This window comes from Mesorhizobium sp. ESP6-5 (genome assembly GCF_020164695.1).
GTDB classification, from domain to species: domain Bacteria; phylum Pseudomonadota; class Alphaproteobacteria; order Rhizobiales; family Rhizobiaceae; genus Mesorhizobium; species Mesorhizobium australicum.
Window position 1 is genome coordinate 173,629 of the sequence record NZ_JAIUGR010000010.1, and the last position, 15,702, is coordinate 189,330.

The following is a 15,702-nucleotide window of genomic DNA, read 5'->3' on the forward strand; positions in this document are numbered from 1 at the left end:
ACGTTCCATCGTCTGCAGCGCCACCACTTACCCAGGGCGGAACCGCCGTGAAAAAACAATTGACGCAAAACTGTTTTTTCACGATAAAAGACATTAACTCTTAACAGGCGCGTGTCAATCCGCGCATCCCAGGATCACCCAGGAAACCGCCCGTGAACGTCTCGAATACCATTCTTCTGTCCCCCGCCGACAATGTCGCCGTTGCCAATGGGCGCATCGAGATCGGCACCGCGCTGCCGGGTGGCGCGCTCGCTGCCACCGTCATCGAGCCCGGCCACAAGGTGGCGATCAAGCCGATTGCCGCGGGTGAAGCCGTGGTCAAATACGCTCAGGCGATCGGTCGCGCCACGCAGGACATCGCGCCCGGCGAGCATGTCCATTCGCACAATCTGGTCTTCGAGGCCGGCCGCCTCCCCGTGGTGCCGCCAAGCGAGGCCGAGCATGCGACGGAAGCGGACCGCGCCCGGACATTCATGGGCTATCGCCGCGCCGACGGCCGCGCCGGCACGCGCAACTTCATCGGCATCATCGCCAGCGTCAATTGCTCGGCCACCGTCTGCCATTCGATCGCCGACACCGCCAACCGGACCCTTTTGCCGAAATATCCCGGGATCGATGGCTTCGTGCCCATCGTCCATGGCCAGGGCTGCGGCATGAGCGGCACCGGCGACGGCATGATGGTGCTGCACCGCACGCTGGCCGGCTATGCCCGCCACCCGAATTTCGGCGGCGTGCTGATGGTCGGGCTCGGCTGCGAGGTCAACCAGCTCACGCTTTACGGCCAGAAGGGTGCCGCCGCCGGCAAGCGCCACTTCAACATCCAGGATGCCGGCGGGTCGCGCAAATCGGTCGAAAAGGCGATGGGCGTGCTGGCCGAGATCGCCGAGGAAGTCGGCCAGTTGAAGCGCGAGCCGATCCCCGTCAGCGAGATCGTCGTCGGCCTGCAATGCGGCGGCTCCGATGGCATGTCGGGTATCACGGCCAATCCGGCGCTGGGCGCGGCCGTCGACATCCTCGCTGGCGTCGGCGGCATCGGCATCCTCTCCGAGACGACGGAAATCTATGGCGCCGAGCACCTGCTCGCCTATCGCGCCGCAAGCCCCGAGGTCGCCAAGAAGCTCGATGGCTACGTGAAATGGTGGGAGGATCACGTCGCCAAGCATGGCGCCTCGATCGACAACAATCCGTCGCCTGGCAACAAGCGCGGCGGCCTAACCACCATCCTGGAAAAGTCGCTGGGCGCGGTCGCCAAGGGCGGCCAGACGCCGCTTAACGGCGTCTTCGGCTACGCCGAGAAGGTCACCGGCAATGGGCTGGTGTTCATGGATACGCCCGGCTACGACCCGGTCTCTGCCACCGGTCAGGTCGCGGGCGGCGCCAATGTCATCGTCTTCACCACCGGCCGCGGCTCCTGCTTCGGCTGCCGGCCGACACCCTCGATCAAGGTCGCCACCAACTCGACCATGTATCACCAGATGGAAGAGGACATGGACGTCAATTGCGGCGTCATTGCCTCCGGCGAAAAGACCATCGCCGGCATGGGCCGGGAGATCTTCGAACTAATCGTCGAGACGGCTTCGGGCCGCAAGACCAAGAGCGAGGATTTTGGCTACGGGGACAACGAATTCGTGCCCTGGCATCTCGGCGCGACGCTCTGATTTCGATTGATGTCTGATAGACTGCCCGGCCGGACAAGTGGCCGGGATAGGGAGGTTGCGCATGGAAAAACGCCGCATCGGCCAGACCGCGTTGGAGGTCACCGAAGTCAGTTTCGGAGGCGCCGCGATCGGCGGCCTCTACCGGGCGTGTTCGCGCGAAGCGGCAATGGAAACGCTGCAGGGTGCCTGGGAGGCGGGCCTGCGCTATTTCGACACCGCGCCCTTCTACGGTTTCGGCCTGTCGGAACGGCGCTTCGGCGATTTCCTGCGCTACAAGCCACGTGATTCCTATGTGTTGTCGACCAAGGTCGGCCGCCTGCTTCACCCGGTGCCCGAAGATCAGGTGCCAGACCACTCCTATGTCGATCCGCTGCCCTTCGCGCTGGACTACGACTATTCCTATGACGGCATCATGCGCTCGGTCGAGTTCAGCTATGCGCGCCTTGGGCTAAACAGGATAGACATCCTGTTTGTCCACGATATCGGCGTTTACACGCACGGTGTCGAGAAAACCAAATTGCACTTTCGCCAGTTGATGGACGGCGGCCTCAAGGCGCTCGAGGAGCTGAAGCGGGCCGGCACGATTTCCGCCTACGGGCTCGGCGTCAATGAAGTCCAGATCTGCCTCGACGTGATGCGCCGCGCGCCGCTCGACTGCATCCTGCTCGCCAGCCGCTATTCCTTGCTCGACCGCAGCGCGGAAGCCGAATTGCTGCCGCTGTGCCGGGCGCAACGGACCTCGCTTGTCATTGGCGGGGTTTTCAACTCAGGCATATTGGCGACCGGGCCGGTGCAAGGGGCGCATTTCGACTACCAGCCCGCCAGCCGCGATGTTCTCGACCGTGTCGACGCCATGGAGAAGATCGCCGCTGAAGGTGGCTACCCGCTGCCCGCCGCCGCGTTCCAGTTTCCTTTGCACGAACCCGCGGTCGCCACTGTGCTGACCGGTACCGCAAAATTGGCAAACCTGACGCGCAACCTCGAACTGCTCGATATCGACGTGCCGGAGACGGACTATGCCAGGTATCGTCCCTACACGGTGGTGCAGGAACTGCATTGAAGCGCATCGTCGCGATGTGCACGGGCGCGCGACCCGCCTTCACGATGTCGCGATCCAGAGAAGAATGAACATTCCATGTTGACTGATCTATGGAATTAATATTCCATACCTTCACAGAACGGAAACGGGAGCGCCTGACCGCGACAAGGGAGAGCCGCCGCTGGGGGAGTCATTGTCGGGCAGTTGGAAGAACTGGCTGAAACACCGCTTGCATCGGCTGGATCGATGCACTATCAAAACGGTGCAACTGTTTTTTATTGATAAAGTTCTGTTTGGGCCACGCCTATCCGGACGGAGCTTCCGTTAACGTTCACCGGGCGACTTAGGGAGGATCCTATGAAATTCGTGACCAGCATTCTCAACCGCCGCGCCGTCATGGCCCTGGCGGCAGCATCGATGCTCACCGGCGTCATGCATACCGCACCGGTTTCGGCGGCGGATGTGACCATCCCGATCATTGTCAAGGACACCACGTCCTTCTACTGGCAGATCGTTCTGGCCGGCGCCCGCAAGGCCGGCAAGGATCTCGGCATCAACGTGCCGGAACTCGGCGCCCAGGCCGAGACTGACGTCAACGGCCAGGTCTCGATCCTCGAGAACGCCGTCGCCAGCAACCCGGCCGCGATCGTGATCGCGCCCACCGAGTTCAAGGCGCTGGGCAAGCCGATCGATGAAGCGGCCGCCAAGGTCAAGGTCATCGGCATCGACTCCGGCGCCGACTCCAAGGCCTTCACCTCGTTCCTGACCACCGACAACGTGCAGGGCGGACGCGTCGCCGCGGACGGCCTTGCCGCCGCCATCGGCGCCGCCAATGGCGGCAAGATCGAGGGCGACGTCGCCCTGATCACCAACGCTCCCGGCGCCGGCTCGCTCGAACAGCGCAAGCAGGGCTTCACCGAGCAGCTCAAGGCAAAATATCCCGGCCTGAAGCTGGTCGCCGACAAATACGCCGACGGCCAGGCCACCACCGGACTCAACATCGCCACCGACCTGATCACCGCCAATCCGAACCTCAAGGGCATCTTCGCCTCCAACCTGATCATGGCGCAGGGCGTCGGCCAGGCCGTCGCCGAGAACAACCTTGGCGGCAAGCTGGCGCTGGTCGGCTTCGACAGCGACGAGAAGCTGATCAAGTTCCTCAACGACGGCGTCATTTCCGCCCTCGTCGTCCAGGATCCCTACCGGATGGGCTATGACGGCATCAAGACCGCGCTCGCCGCCTCGAAGGGCGAAAAGGTCGAGGCCAATGTCGACACCGGCGCCAATCTGGTGACCAAGGCCAATATGAAGGACCCCAAGATCGACGCGCTGCTCAATCCCAAGCTCTAAGCAGCCGGCGTTCAAAACCGCTTCCGGGGCCAGAGGCCCCGGAAGCATCCGCCGCCAAAGCGGCTTGGCGATCAGCCCGTTTGGCCTTCGCCTGAAAGACGACCGCAGCCTCGCCGAATGCCAACCGCGAGGCCAATCTGGGAGGATTGTCATGACGCCGACGGCGCAGGAACTGCATCCGGCCCCCGTGCTGGAACCCGGCAGGACCATCCTCGAACTGCGCGGGCTGGAAAAACGCTACCCCGGCACCCATGCGCTGAAGCCGGTCAATCTCGCCTTCAAGTCAGGCGAAATCCACGCCATCGTCGGCGAGAACGGCGCCGGCAAATCGACCCTCATCAAACTCCTGACCGGCGTCATGCCGCGCACCTCTGGCGAGGTCCTCTGGGAAGGCCAGCCGGCTGCCTTGGCGACGCCGCATGAAGCGATGGCGCTCGGCATCAATGCCGTGCACCAGGAAGTCGTGCTGTGCCGTCACCTGACGGTCGCCGCCAACATGTTCCTTGGCGAGGAAAATTCCCGTTTCGGCATCCTGCAGCAGCGCGCCATGGTCAGGGAAGCGCAGACGATCATCGACGATCTCGGCTTCGACCTGCCGGCGCATGTCGTGCTGGGTGATCTCACCATCGGCCAGCAACAGCTGATCGCCGCTGCCCGCGCCACGGTGCGCGGCACCAAATTCCTGATCTTCGACGAACCCACGGCCTACCTCACCCGCAAGGAGGCCGACCAGCTTTTCACGCTGATCCGGCGCCTGAAGGGTGAAGGCGTGACGATCATCTACATCAGCCATCGCATGGAGGAGGTCTTCGAACTCGCCGACCGGGTTTCCGTGCTGCGCGACGGCACGCTGGTCGGCACACGCAATATCGCCGAGACCAATGATGCCGAGCTGGTCAAGATGATGATCAACCGCTCTATCGAACAGGTCTATCACAAGGAGCATTTCACGCCGGGCGCTCCGATCGTCGAAACAAGGAACCTGTCGGGCAAAGGCTTCGAGAACATCTCGATGACGGTGCGTGCCGGTGAGATCGTCGGCCTCTACGGACTGATCGGCGCCGGCCGCAGCGAGTTCGTCACCTCGCTCTATGGACGTCACAAGAAGTCGGCCGGCCAGATCCTGTGGGAAGGCAAGGACGTCCAGATCAACTCCGAGCACGACGCCATCAAGCTCGGCATGGCACTGGCGCCGGAAAGCCGCCGCGACCAAGGCCTTTGCCTCAATTTGCCGGTTGGCCTCAACCTCAATTTGCCGATCTACAAGCGCATCTCCAGCAATCTGTTGATCTCGAATGCGAAAGAGAAGGCCGAGGCCGACCGTCAGATCGCCGGCCTGAGGATCAAGACGCCGACGCGCGGGGCGCTGGCGTCGAGCCTTTCGGGCGGCAACCAGCAGAAGATCGTCATCGGCAAATGGCTGGCGCACGGCGCCAAGCTGTTCATCTTCGACGAACCGACGGTCGGCGTCGATGTCGGCACCAAGGCGGAGATCTATCGCCTGTTCGGCGAGCTGTTGTCGAAGGGCGCCGGCATCATCCTGATCTCGTCCTATTTGCCGGAGGTCTACGAACTGGCCGACACGCTGCACGTGTTCCGGCGCGGCAAGCTGGTGGCCACGCACGGGTTCCACACCGCCAGTCACGAGGACATTCTCACGCAGGCGCTCGCCGAGAAACAAGAAAAACTGGGAGGACAGACATGAGCATCGAGGCGATCCCCGCCGAAAAACCGAAGCGCAACTACAACGTCCTGTTCGGGCTGACGCTGCTGGCGCTGCTGGTGCTGCTCTGGATCGTCCTGTCCCTGGCGACGCCAAGCTTCGCCTCGGGCAACAACATCGCCAATCTTCTGCGGCAGGGCTCGATGATCGCCATCATGGCGGTCGGCCAGACCTTCGTCATCATTACCGGCGGCATCGATCTGTCGGTCGGCGCGGTGGTCGGCTTCGCCACCGTCGTCGTCGCCATGCTGATCAATGCCGGCGTTCCGATCGCGGTCGCCATCCTGATCACCTTGCTCGTCGGTGTCGCCATCGGCCTTTTCCATGGCTTCGGCATCGTCAAGATGGGCTTGCCGCCGTTCATCATCACGCTGGCGACGCTGACCTCGCTGCGCGGCATCGGCCTTTTGATGACCAACGGCAACTCGATCAACATCAACAGCGACAGCTTTACCGCCTTCTCGCGCAATTCCTTTATCGGCATCCCCAATTTGTTCTGGATGGTGATCCTGGTGGGTGTGCCCGCCTATGTCTTCCTGCATCACAGCCGTTGGGGCCGCTACCTCTTTTCGGTCGGCTCCAACGCCGAGGCCTCGCGCCTGTCCGGCGTCAATGTCCAGCGCACCATCTACATGGCTTACACGCTGTCCGGCCTGTGCGCGGCCTTCGTCGGCGTGCTGCTCGCCGCCCGCATCGGCATCGGCAACCCGACCCAGGCCGAGGGCTGGGAACTGCAGGCGATCGCCTCTTCGGTCATCGGCGGCACCTCGCTGTTCGGCGCGGTCGGCTCGGTGCACGGGCCGCTGCTTGGCGCCTTCATCCTGGCCACCATCAACAACGGCGCCAACCTGCTCAACGTCAACTCGTTCTGGCAGCGCATCATCACCGGCGCGCTGATCATCATCATCGTCTACTTCGACGGACTGCGCCGCCGCGGCAAATGACGCATTCCAATCGATCGCCGGCCTGGCGCGGGCCGGCGATTTCTTGAACAGACTGGATCAAAGCATGAAAGCCGTCGTCTGCCGCTCGCCCGGCGACCTTGCTGTCGAAGACCACCCGGCTCCCGGCGCCCCACCTCCCGGCTGGGCTCTGGTGGCGGTCAGCCATGTTGGCATCTGCGGCACCGACTACCATATCTTCGAGGGCAAGCACCCTTTCCTCGCCTATCCCCGCATCATGGGCCACGAAGTCTCCGGCACAGTGATCGAGCGGGGCGAAGGCGTCGACCTCGCCCTTGGCGAACCGGTGATCATCAACCCCTACCTTTCCTGCGGCAAATGCATCGCCTGCCGGCACGGCAAGCCCAATTGCTGTGTCAGGATCGAAGTGCTCGGCGTGCACCGCGACGGCGCCATGTGCGAACAGATCCTGGTGCCGGCTAAGAATCTCTATCCCACCAACGGCCTGTCGCTCGCCGACGCCGCCGCCGTCGAATTCCTGGCCATCGGCGCGCATGCCGTCCGGCGCGCCCGGGCCGAGCCTGGCGCCCGCACCCTGGTCATCGGCGCTGGCCCGATCGGGCTCGGCACCGCCATCTTCGCCCGCATTGCCGGGTTGGACGTGACACTTCTCGACATGAGCACCGAAAGACTGGTCTTCGCGGCGAGTGAACTCGGCTTTTCGATTCTCGACGGCTCGCAAGCACCCGTGTCCGATCTGGTGCGTGATGCGACCGGCGACGAAGGCTTCGACGTGGTGTTCGACGCCACCGGCAACACGCGATCGGTGCGATCGGCCTTCGCCCACGTCGCGCATGGCGGAGCGCTGGTGCTGGTCAGCGTCGTCAAGGACGATATTGTTTTTTCCGATCCCGAGTTCCACAAGCGAGAAATGACATTGATCGGCAGCCGCAATGCGTTGCGCGCCGACTTCGACCATGTCGCGGCCTCGATCCGCAATGGTGCCGTGCCGTTGGCCAAGCTTGTCACCCACCGCACCACGCTGGCCGATACGCCAGGGGATCTCGCCCGCTGGGCGCATGAAAAGTCGGGCCTGATCAAGGCTGTCATCGAGATCGGATAGCCCTACAGCGCCGACAGCTTCAGCTCCACCCGCTCGGCCGGAAAACGCGACTCCGAAAACTGGATCGGCTGGCCGTCAGGTGTGACGTTGACCGCAACCGTGACCAGCACGATGGCGCCCGGCTGCAGATCGAGATCGGCGAGATCGGCGGCGCCCGCATGGCGTGCCGAGAGCACGGTCGATTGCCTGAGATAATCGTCGATGCCGAAACGTGCGAGCGAGGCGGTGATAGAACCGGTTTGCGCCATCGCCTTGTCGATGCCGGCAAAGCGCCGGGCATCGAACCATCCAGCGGCGCGCGACACTGGCCGTCCGTCAGCCTCGCCGCGTGTCTCCAACCGGATCACCTCGGCACCCCTGGCGAGGCCAAGGCCTTCGGCCACGCGCTGGCTGGCGGGCTCGACCGACGAAGCGAGCAGCACGATGTGCCGTTCCGACGTCTGCCCCTGCAGGCCAGTCGAAAAGCGTGTCCGCGCGCCAATCGGATAGGACAGCCGCTTGCGTGACAGGACGAAGGTGCCGCGTCCCTGCTCGGCCCGCAGCACGCCCTCCTGCACGAGGGCCGATATGGCGCTGCGTACGGTGTGACGGTTGACGCCGTAGCGCTCGGCCAGCGCGACTTCGGGCGGCAGCGCGGCGTTTTCGGCGAGATCGCCGGCGGCGATCGATTGCAGGATCCTGTCGGCGATCTGGCGCCACAGTGAGACGCCGCTGCGCCGCTCGATGCTGTCGGCCACATCATGCCCGATCATGTTTTGCCCCCCGGCCTGTCACGCACCCGTCATGGACTCGCGTTAGGTAATATGTATAACTTGTATAGTTGTCTATATCAATAGACAAATTTAGCTGAGAGGAAGTTGGCGATGCGAGGACAGGAAGGCCGCGACCAGGCCGAGCGCAAGGCCGCCATGGCGACGCTGGCGCAATCGAGCGGCGACGACATCGTCCGGCTCTGGAACGAGTCCGGCCTGCCTTCGCAAGCCGAACTTCTGCGCGGTCCCGAGACGGGCCTTGTCACGCTTCGTGGCCGCATCGGCGGCGGCGGCGCGCCCTTCAATGTCGGCGAGGCGACCGTCACGCGTGCCACTGTCCGGCTGCCATCCGGGCAGGTCGGCCATTGCTACGCGCTTGGCCGCGACAAGCAGAAGGCGAAGCTGGGAGCAATAGCCGACGCGCTCTGGCAGGACCCTGCCCGCCGCACCGAGGTCGAGACCAGGCTCATTACGCCTTTACGCTCGGCTCTCACCGCTGCCCAGGAAAAACGCCGCGCCGAGACGGCGGCAACGAAGGTGGATTTCTTCACCATGGTTCGCGGAGAAGATTGATGGATATCGCTGCGCAATCGATCGAGGGCGGTTTCGCCGATCCGGTCTTCAACGCTCAGACCGTGTTTCGGGCCGTCATGGATGCCATGGCGCGGCCGGGCAGTGTCCACCCCTTGCCACCCCTGGCCCGCCCGCCGGCTCCGCTCTCGGCGACGTCGGGCGCCGTAGCACTGGCGCTATGCGACAACGACACGCCGCTCTGGCTCGACCCTGCCCTGCATGCCTCCGCCGCGATCGGGTCCTGGCTTGGTTTCCACACAGGCGCGCCGCTGGCCAACACGCCGGCCGACGCGCATTTCGCGTTCGTTGCCACGCCGGCCGAGATGATGGCGCTCGACGGTTTTTCACAGGGCACGCAGGATTATCCCGACCGATCGACGACGCTGATCCTGCAGGTCGGCGATCTCACTTCAGGGGCCCCGCTCTTGCTGGAAGGCCCGGGCATCGAAACCAGCGCCACGATCGCGCCGGCACAGATGCCGCGCCATTTCGTCGAGCAGTGGAAGCAGAATATCAGGCGCTTTCCGCGCGGCGTCGACATCATCCTCGCCACATCGGACCGCATAGCCTGCCTGCCGCGCACGACGCGCATCAAGACGATGGAGGTGTAAGATGTATGTCGCGGTAAAAGGCGGCGAGGCCGCCATTGCCAACGCCCACAGCCTGCTCGCCGATCGCCGGCGCGGCGACCGCTCGGTGCCCGCACTTCGCCTCGACCAGATCGTCGAACAGCTGGCGCTCGGCGTCGACAGGGTGATGAGCGAAGGCTCGCTCTATGACCGTGAACTGGCCGCACTCGCCATCGTCCAGGCACGCGGCGACATGATCGAGGCGATCTTCCTGGTGCGCGCCTACCGCACAACGCTGCCGCGCTTCGGCTACAGCAAGCCGATCGACACCGGCGCCATGCTGGTCGAACGGCGCGTCTCGGCGACCTACAAGGATCTGCCAGGCGGCCAGTTGCTCGGTCCGACCTTCGACTACACGCATCGGTTGCTCGACCCTGAACTTGCCGCTGGCGCCGATGTCGCCGAGCCCTTGCAGCGCGAGACGGAAGCGCAGGCAATGCCGCGCGTCTCGGCGATCCTCGCCCGTGAAGGCCTGATCGAGCCCGATGGCCAGATGCCGCAGGACCATGTGCCCGGCGACATCACCCGCGAGCCGCTGGAATTCCCGATGGCGCGCGACATCCGCCTGCAGGCACTGTCGCGCGGCGACGAGGGTTTTCTGCTGGCGCTCGGCTATTCCACCCAGCGCGGCTATGCCCGCAACCATCCCTTCGTCGGCGAAATCCGCATCGGCGAGGTCGAACTGGAACTCGACGTTCCCGAACTGCCCTTCGCCGTGCCGCTCGGCACGGTGCGCGTCACCGAATGCCAGATGGTCAACCAGTTCAAGGGCTCGGCCAAGGCGCCGCCGCAATTCACCCGCGGCTACGGCCTCGTCTTCGGCCAGAGCGAACGCAAGGCGATGGCCATGGCGCTCTGCGACCGCGCCTTGCGCGCCTCCGAGCTCGGCGAGGATATCGTCGCCGCCGCCCAGGACGAGGAGTTCGTCATCTCGCACTCCGACAATGTCCAGGCCACCGGCTTCGTCGAGCACCTGAAGCTGCCGCACTACGTCGACTTCCAGGCCGAACTCGATCTCGTACGTCGCATGCGCGCCGAGTACGAAGCACGCGAGAATCCAGCGAAGGCGGAAGAAAAAAAGGAGGCAGCGGAATGACTGCGCAACCGACAGACATCGCCACCTACAACTTCGCCTATCTCGACGAGCAGACCAAGCGGATGATACGCCGCGCGATCCTCAAGGGCATCGCCATTCCGGGCTACCAGGTGCCGTTCGCCTCGCGCGAAATGCCGATGCCCTATGGCTGGGGCACTGGCGGCGTGCAGGTCACCGCGTCGATTATTGGCCCCGACGATGTGCTCAAGGTCATCGACCAGGGCGCCGACGACACCACCAATGCCGTGTCGATCCGCGCCTTCTTCAAGAAAGTCGCTAACGTTGCGGTCACCACCGATACCGCCACCGCCACCATCATCCAGACCCGTCACCGCATCCCCGAACATCCACTCACGGCGGGCCAGGTGCTGGTCTACCAGGTTCCCATCCCCGAACCGCTGCGCTTCCTCGAGCCGCGCGAGACCGAAACGCGGAAAATGCATGCGCTGGAAGAATACGGCCTCATGCATGTGAAGCTCTATGAGGACATCGCCAAGCACGGCCGCATCGCCACCACCTATGCCTATCCGGTCAAGATCGAGGGCCGCTATGTGATGGACCCGTCGCCGACGCCAAAATTCGACAATCCCAAGATGCACCGCTCGCCGGCCCTGCAGCTGTTCGGCGCCGGCCGCGAAAAGCGCATCTACGCCGTGCCGCCCTTCACCGATGTGGTGAGCCTCGACTTCGAGGATCATCCGTTCGAGGTGCAGACTTTCGATCAGCCCTGTGCGCTGTGCGCGGCCGAGAATGTCTATCTCGACGAGGTCATCCTCGACGACCATGGCGGCCACATGTTCGTCTGCTCCGACACCGATTATTGCGAGAAGCGGCGCGCCGACGGCCATCGCGGCCACCTTGCCCCCGAAACCGATCTTGCCGCAGGAAACATGGAGCCGGCGCAATGACCGACGAACCGCTGCTGCGCGTCTCGGCGCTCTCCAAGTTCTATGGCTCGCGGGTCGGCTGCGACAATGTCTCCTTCGACCTGTGGCCGGGCGAGGTTCTGGCGGTCGTCGGTGAGTCCGGCTCCGGCAAGACGACGCTGCTCAACTGCCTGTCGACGCGGCTGCTGCCTTCCTCCGGCACAGCCAGCTACCGCATGCGCGACGGCCAGTTCCGCGAGCTCTACCGCATGAGCGAGGCCGAGCGCCGCTTCCTGATGCGCACCGACTGGGGCTTTGTCCATCAGAACCCAGCCGACGGCCTGCGCATGACGGTCTCGGCCGGCGCCAATGTCGGCGAACGGCTGATGGCGGTCGGCGACCGCCACTACGGCAAGATCCGCGCTACCGCGGTCGACTGGCTGTCGCGCGTCGAGATCGAGGAAGACCGCATCGACGACGAACCGCGCGCCTTTTCCGGCGGCATGCGTCAGCGGCTGCAGATCGCCCGCAATCTCGTCACCGGGCCACGGCTGGTGTTCATGGATGAGCCGACCGGCGGCCTGGATGTCTCGGTGCAGGCCCGCCTGCTTGATCTCTTGCGCGGCCTGGTCACGGACCTCGGCCTTGCCGCGATCGTCGTCACCCACGACCTCGCCGTGGCGCGGCTGCTGTCGCAGCGCATGATGGTGATGAAGGACGGCCGCGTCGTCGAAAGCGGCCTCACCGACCGCGTCCTCGACGACCCGCGCGCGCCCTACACGCAATTGCTGGTTTCCTCGATTTTGCAGGTGTGATGATGGCGCGTGTCCCGCCGACGATTGACGATTGGAGAACCTTCTGATGCCGACCCCACTCGTTGTTTCCGACGTTGCCAAAAGCTTCACCATGCATCTGCGCGACGGCATCAAACTCCCTGTCGTCGCGGGTGTCTCGTTCTCGATCAAGGCGGGCGAATGCACCGTGCTCGGTGGTCCGTCCGGCGCCGGCAAGAGTTCGATCCTGAAGATGCTCTACGGCAACTACGCCGTCGACGAAGGCCAGATCATCGTCAGGCACGAGGACGGACTGATCGACCTCGCCCATGCCAGCCCGCGCACCGTGCTTGCCGTACGCCGGCAAACGATCGGCTATGTCAGCCAGTTCCTGCGCACCGTGCCGCGCGTCTCGGCTCTCGACGTCGTCGCTGAGCCACTGGTTGAACGCGGTGAGGAGCGCGAGGCAGCCCGAGCCAAGGCACGCGCGTTGCTGGCCCAGCTCAACCTGCCGGAAAAACTCTGGATGCTGCCACCGGCAACCTTCTCGGGCGGCGAGCAGCAGCGTGTCAACATCGCGCGAGGCTTCATCACCGAGCACCCCATCCTGCTGCTCGACGAGCCGACCGCATCGCTCGACGCGACGAACCGCGACGTGGTGATCGAACTCATCGCCGCCAAAAAGGCGGCGGGCGTCGCCCTGCTCGGCATCTTCCACGATCACGATGTGCGCGAGGCGGTGGCCGACCGCATCATCGACGTCACCGCCTTCGCTCCGGGAAAAATCGCCGCATGACCAGGAAGCTATCGGAGACGCCGCTGGTTCACCCGACGGCGGAGGTGCACAACTCGACACTCGGCCGCTGGACCGAGATCGCCGACCGCAGCCGGGTTTCGGAAAGCGAGATCGGCGACTATTCCTACATGATGCAGGACTGCGCGGTCTGGTGCGCGACGATCGGCAAATTTGCCAACATCGCCGCCAGCGTGCGCCTCAACGCCACCAACCACCCGACCTGGCGGCCGACGCTGCACCACTTCACCTACCGCGCCTCCGACTATTGGGGCGACGCCGAGCATGAGAGCGAATTCTTCGCCGAGCGCCGCGCCAAGCGCGTCATCATCGGCCACGACACCTGGCTCGGCCACGGCTCGACCGTCCTGCCCGGCGTCACCGTCGGCGACGGCGCCGCCGTTGGCGCCGGCGCGGTCGTCTCGAAGGACGTCGCGCCCTACACGATCGTCGCCGGCGTACCGGCAAAACCGATCCGCGAGCGCTTCGACCGCCGCACCGCCGAGCGCTACCAGGCGCTTGCCTGGTGGGATTGGGATCACGCGAGGCTGCGCGCCGCGCTCGATGATTTTCGGGAGCTGACGGCCGAAGCGTTTTTGGAGAAACACGAAGAACGGGCATCGGGCAAAGAGGCATAGCCCTCACATCATCGTCATATCGCTGGCTTGTTCATACCCTTGACACAGGACTCGGACAGGACGCGATCTCCTTGAAGGAGATCGCCATGCTCGACACTGTCAGACCCTCGCTCGCCGGATTCTTTGCCGGCTCCAATCCGGCGTCGCCGGCGCATCTCGGCACGCGCTACGACGCGTCAGGCAACTTCCTCCTCGAGCCGGGCAACACCGTCGTCAGCCATCTGGTCAGCGGCTCGCCTTCGGAAGCGGTGGTGTTGGCCGTCCGCGAGAAGATGCTGGCAATGCCTGATGCCGACCGCCTCGCCTTCACGCCCGTTTCCAGCCTGCACATGACCCTTTTCCAGGGCATAATCGAATATCGCCGTCGCCTGCCCTTCTGGCCGCGGGACGTGCCGCTCGACACCAGCATCGACGCCATGACCCGCCTCTATCTGGAGCGCCTGAAGGGGTTCCAGGGCTTCGGCCCTTTCAACATCAAGGTGGCCGAGGTCCTGCCGACCGGCCTCACCGTTGCCGGCGCGACCGACGAGGATGCGCGCATCATGCGTGCATGGCGCGATGCGCTCGCGGTGCCGTTCGGCTACCGGCATCCCGATCACGACACCTACGTCTTCCACATCACCTTCGCCTATCAGATCCAGCGCTTTGATGATGATAGGGCCGCCGCGTGGCAGGCGCTGTTTGACGATTGCCTGGCACTTTTCGCGCGCCAGGCGCCGGTGATCGAGATCAAGGCTCCCGCCTTCTGCGCATTCCGCGACATGAAGCATTTCGAGGAATTGCTGGTGCTCGGCTGATCGCCCGCAAGGCGCCAGTCGCCGCGCCTGTGGAGCGTAACAAAACTGACATCATCGCGACACGGCAGGTTCATGTGGTTGCGTTAGGCGAGTGCCTGACGATCAATATGGACCGGACTGGAACCAGCCCATGTCAGCAAACTCTGCCACGCTCGAAATCCGCGGCGTCAGCCGACGATTTGGCAAGAACACCGCCGTCAGCGACGTCAACATCTCGATCCCGCAAGGGCAGATGGTCGGCGTCATCGGTCGTTCGGGCGCCGGCAAATCCACTCTTCTTCGCATGATCAACCGTCTTGTCGACCCCAGCCAGGGGTCGATTTTTTTTGACGGCGCCGAGGTCTCCCGGCTGCGCGGCTCGCCGCTGCGGCGCTGGCAGCGCGACTGCGCCATGATCTTCCAGCAGTTCAACCTGGTGCCGCGCCTCGACGTGCTGACCAACGTGCTGCTCGGCAAATTGAACCACCGTTCGACCCTGTCCAATCTTCTGGGCATGTTTTCGCGCGCCGAGTGCGCGGAGGCGGTCGCCGCGCTCGAGCGGCTCGACATCGCCCGCACCGCACTTCAGCCCGCCGGCACGCTGTCGGGCGGCCAGCAGCAGCGCGTCGCCATCGCCCGCGCCATGATGCAGCAGCCCAGGGTGATCCTCGCCGACGAGCCGATCGCCTCGCTCGACCCGCTCAACGCCAAGGTGGTGATGGATTCTCTGCAGGACATCAATCTGCGCGAAGGCATCACCGTTGTCACCAATCTGCATACGCTCGATACCGCCCGCACCTATTGCAACCGCATCATCGGCATGGCCGCCGGCAAGGTCGTCTTCGACGGGCCGCCCGAAGAGCTCGACCGCCAAGCCGTGCGTCTTGTCTATGGCGCCGATAGCAATGGCGGCGAGATATCGGAGGTCATCACCTCCACCAGTGTTGCCTTCAAGCAGAAGATCGCCGCATCCGCCGGACCGCTCGAGCCCGCATTCCCGGGATACTGAGC

Annotated in this window: 16 protein-coding genes; 15 read left to right on the forward strand and 1 reads right to left on the reverse strand. The window is 64.3% G+C overall.

Features of this window, described 5'->3' with window-relative positions:
* The first annotated feature begins 152 nt into the window (after nt 1-152).
* The 6 genes from LB524_RS18280 (at nt 153) to LB524_RS18305 (ending at nt 7,795) form a co-directional block, all read left to right on the forward strand.
* Nucleotides 153-1,658 carry a UxaA family hydrolase gene (locus tag LB524_RS18280; RefSeq protein WP_015315665.1) on the forward strand — a complete coding sequence of 502 codons (1,506 nt, stop codon included), beginning with the start codon at nt 153-155 and terminating at the stop codon, nt 1,656-1,658.
* 61 nt (nt 1,659-1,719) lie between these two features.
* A complete protein-coding gene (locus tag LB524_RS18285; protein WP_015315664.1) occupies nt 1,720-2,718 on the forward strand; it encodes an aldo/keto reductase in 999 nt (332 codons plus the stop codon).
* A gap of 336 nt (nt 2,719-3,054) precedes the next feature.
* Complete coding sequence (locus LB524_RS18290; RefSeq protein ID WP_015315663.1) at nt 3,055-4,047, forward strand: ABC transporter substrate-binding protein; 993 nt, start codon at nt 3,055-3,057, stop codon at nt 4,045-4,047.
* A 151-nt stretch (nt 4,048-4,198) separates the two neighbouring features.
* On the forward strand, nt 4,199-5,752 hold the full coding sequence (locus LB524_RS18295) for a sugar ABC transporter ATP-binding protein (RefSeq protein WP_140618932.1): 1,554 nt from the start codon (nt 4,199-4,201) through the stop codon (nt 5,750-5,752).
* Nucleotides 5,749-6,714, forward strand: a complete 966-nt coding sequence (locus LB524_RS18300) for an ABC transporter permease (RefSeq protein ID WP_015315661.1) — start codon at nt 5,749-5,751, stop codon at nt 6,712-6,714. Before LB524_RS18295 ends, LB524_RS18300 begins: the two co-directional genes overlap by 4 nt.
* Before the next feature lie 64 nt (nt 6,715-6,778).
* The gene (locus LB524_RS18305; RefSeq protein WP_224528980.1) at nt 6,779-7,795 is read left to right on the forward strand and encodes a zinc-binding alcohol dehydrogenase family protein; all 1,017 of its coding nucleotides are present in this window, start codon (nt 6,779-6,781) and stop codon (nt 7,793-7,795) included.
* A 2-nt stretch (nt 7,796-7,797) separates the two neighbouring features.
* Here the strand turns inward: LB524_RS18305 and phnF are convergent, their stop codons facing one another.
* Nucleotides 7,798-8,547 carry a phosphonate metabolism transcriptional regulator PhnF gene (gene phnF, locus LB524_RS18310; protein WP_224528982.1) on the reverse strand — a complete coding sequence of 250 codons (750 nt, stop codon included), beginning with the start codon at nt 8,545-8,547 and terminating at the stop codon, nt 7,798-7,800.
* A 111-nt stretch (nt 8,548-8,658) separates the two neighbouring features.
* Here phnF and phnG point away from each other — a divergent pair, with 111 nt between their 5' ends.
* The 9 genes from phnG (at nt 8,659) to phnC (ending at nt 15,700) form a co-directional block, all read left to right on the forward strand.
* Nucleotides 8,659-9,120 carry a phosphonate C-P lyase system protein PhnG gene (gene phnG, locus LB524_RS18315; protein WP_140787834.1) on the forward strand — a complete coding sequence of 154 codons (462 nt, stop codon included), beginning with the start codon at nt 8,659-8,661 and terminating at the stop codon, nt 9,118-9,120.
* Nucleotides 9,120-9,731, forward strand: a complete 612-nt coding sequence (gene phnH, locus LB524_RS18320; protein WP_224528984.1) for a phosphonate C-P lyase system protein PhnH — start codon at nt 9,120-9,122, stop codon at nt 9,729-9,731. The genes phnG and phnH overlap by 1 nt, the downstream gene beginning before the upstream one ends.
* Before the next feature lies 1 nt (nt 9,732).
* The gene (locus LB524_RS18325) at nt 9,733-10,845 is read left to right on the forward strand and encodes a carbon-phosphorus lyase complex subunit PhnI (protein ID WP_224528985.1); all 1,113 of its coding nucleotides are present in this window, start codon (nt 9,733-9,735) and stop codon (nt 10,843-10,845) included.
* Nucleotides 10,842-11,753, forward strand: coding sequence for an alpha-D-ribose 1-methylphosphonate 5-phosphate C-P-lyase PhnJ (locus tag LB524_RS18330; protein ID WP_015315655.1), 912 nt, complete (start codon nt 10,842-10,844; stop codon nt 11,751-11,753). Before LB524_RS18325 ends, LB524_RS18330 begins: the two co-directional genes overlap by 4 nt.
* Complete coding sequence (gene phnK, locus LB524_RS18335; protein WP_015315654.1) at nt 11,750-12,526, forward strand: phosphonate C-P lyase system protein PhnK; 777 nt, start codon at nt 11,750-11,752, stop codon at nt 12,524-12,526. The genes LB524_RS18330 and phnK overlap by 4 nt, the downstream gene beginning before the upstream one ends.
* A gap of 46 nt (nt 12,527-12,572) precedes the next feature.
* Complete coding sequence (gene phnL / locus LB524_RS18340; RefSeq protein ID WP_015315653.1) at nt 12,573-13,280, forward strand: phosphonate C-P lyase system protein PhnL; 708 nt, start codon at nt 12,573-12,575, stop codon at nt 13,278-13,280.
* A complete protein-coding gene (locus LB524_RS18345; protein ID WP_224528988.1) occupies nt 13,277-13,915 on the forward strand; it encodes a DapH/DapD/GlmU-related protein in 639 nt (212 codons plus the stop codon). Before phnL ends, LB524_RS18345 begins: the two co-directional genes overlap by 4 nt.
* 86 nt (nt 13,916-14,001) lie before the next feature.
* Nucleotides 14,002-14,712, forward strand: a complete 711-nt coding sequence (locus LB524_RS18350; protein WP_140618946.1) for a DUF1868 domain-containing protein — start codon at nt 14,002-14,004, stop codon at nt 14,710-14,712.
* 130 nt (nt 14,713-14,842) lie between these two features.
* Nucleotides 14,843-15,700, forward strand: a complete 858-nt coding sequence (gene phnC / locus LB524_RS18355) for a phosphonate ABC transporter ATP-binding protein (protein WP_015315650.1) — start codon at nt 14,843-14,845, stop codon at nt 15,698-15,700.
* Nucleotides 15,701-15,702: the final 2 nt, after the last annotated feature.

Coding starts and splice junctions, on each gene's coding strand:
- LB524_RS18285 (WP_015315664.1), top strand. CDS start 1,720: ATGGAAAAACGCCGCATCGGCCAGACCGCGTTGGAGGTCACCGAAGTC.
- phnG (WP_140787834.1), top strand. CDS start 8,659: ATGCGAGGACAGGAAGGCCGCGACCAGGCCGAGCGCAAGGCCGCCATG.
- LB524_RS18295 (WP_140618932.1), top strand. CDS start 4,199: ATGACGCCGACGGCGCAGGAACTGCATCCGGCCCCCGTGCTGGAACCC.
- LB524_RS18325 (WP_224528985.1), top strand. CDS start 9,733: ATGTATGTCGCGGTAAAAGGCGGCGAGGCCGCCATTGCCAACGCCCAC.
- phnF (WP_224528982.1), bottom strand. CDS start 8,547: ATGATCGGGCATGATGTGGCCGACAGCATCGAGCGGCGCAGCGGCGTC.
- LB524_RS18305 (WP_224528980.1), top strand. CDS start 6,779: ATGAAAGCCGTCGTCTGCCGCTCGCCCGGCGACCTTGCTGTCGAAGAC.
- LB524_RS18290 (WP_015315663.1), top strand. CDS start 3,055: ATGAAATTCGTGACCAGCATTCTCAACCGCCGCGCCGTCATGGCCCTG.
- phnH (WP_224528984.1), top strand. CDS start 9,120: ATGGATATCGCTGCGCAATCGATCGAGGGCGGTTTCGCCGATCCGGTC.
- phnK (WP_015315654.1), top strand. CDS start 11,750: ATGACCGACGAACCGCTGCTGCGCGTCTCGGCGCTCTCCAAGTTCTAT.
- LB524_RS18300 (WP_015315661.1), top strand. CDS start 5,749: ATGAGCATCGAGGCGATCCCCGCCGAAAAACCGAAGCGCAACTACAAC.
- phnC (WP_015315650.1), top strand. CDS start 14,843: ATGTCAGCAAACTCTGCCACGCTCGAAATCCGCGGCGTCAGCCGACGA.
- LB524_RS18350 (WP_140618946.1), top strand. CDS start 14,002: ATGCTCGACACTGTCAGACCCTCGCTCGCCGGATTCTTTGCCGGCTCC.
- LB524_RS18330 (WP_015315655.1), top strand. CDS start 10,842: ATGACTGCGCAACCGACAGACATCGCCACCTACAACTTCGCCTATCTC.
- phnL (WP_015315653.1), top strand. CDS start 12,573: ATGCCGACCCCACTCGTTGTTTCCGACGTTGCCAAAAGCTTCACCATG.
- LB524_RS18345 (WP_224528988.1), top strand. CDS start 13,277: ATGACCAGGAAGCTATCGGAGACGCCGCTGGTTCACCCGACGGCGGAG.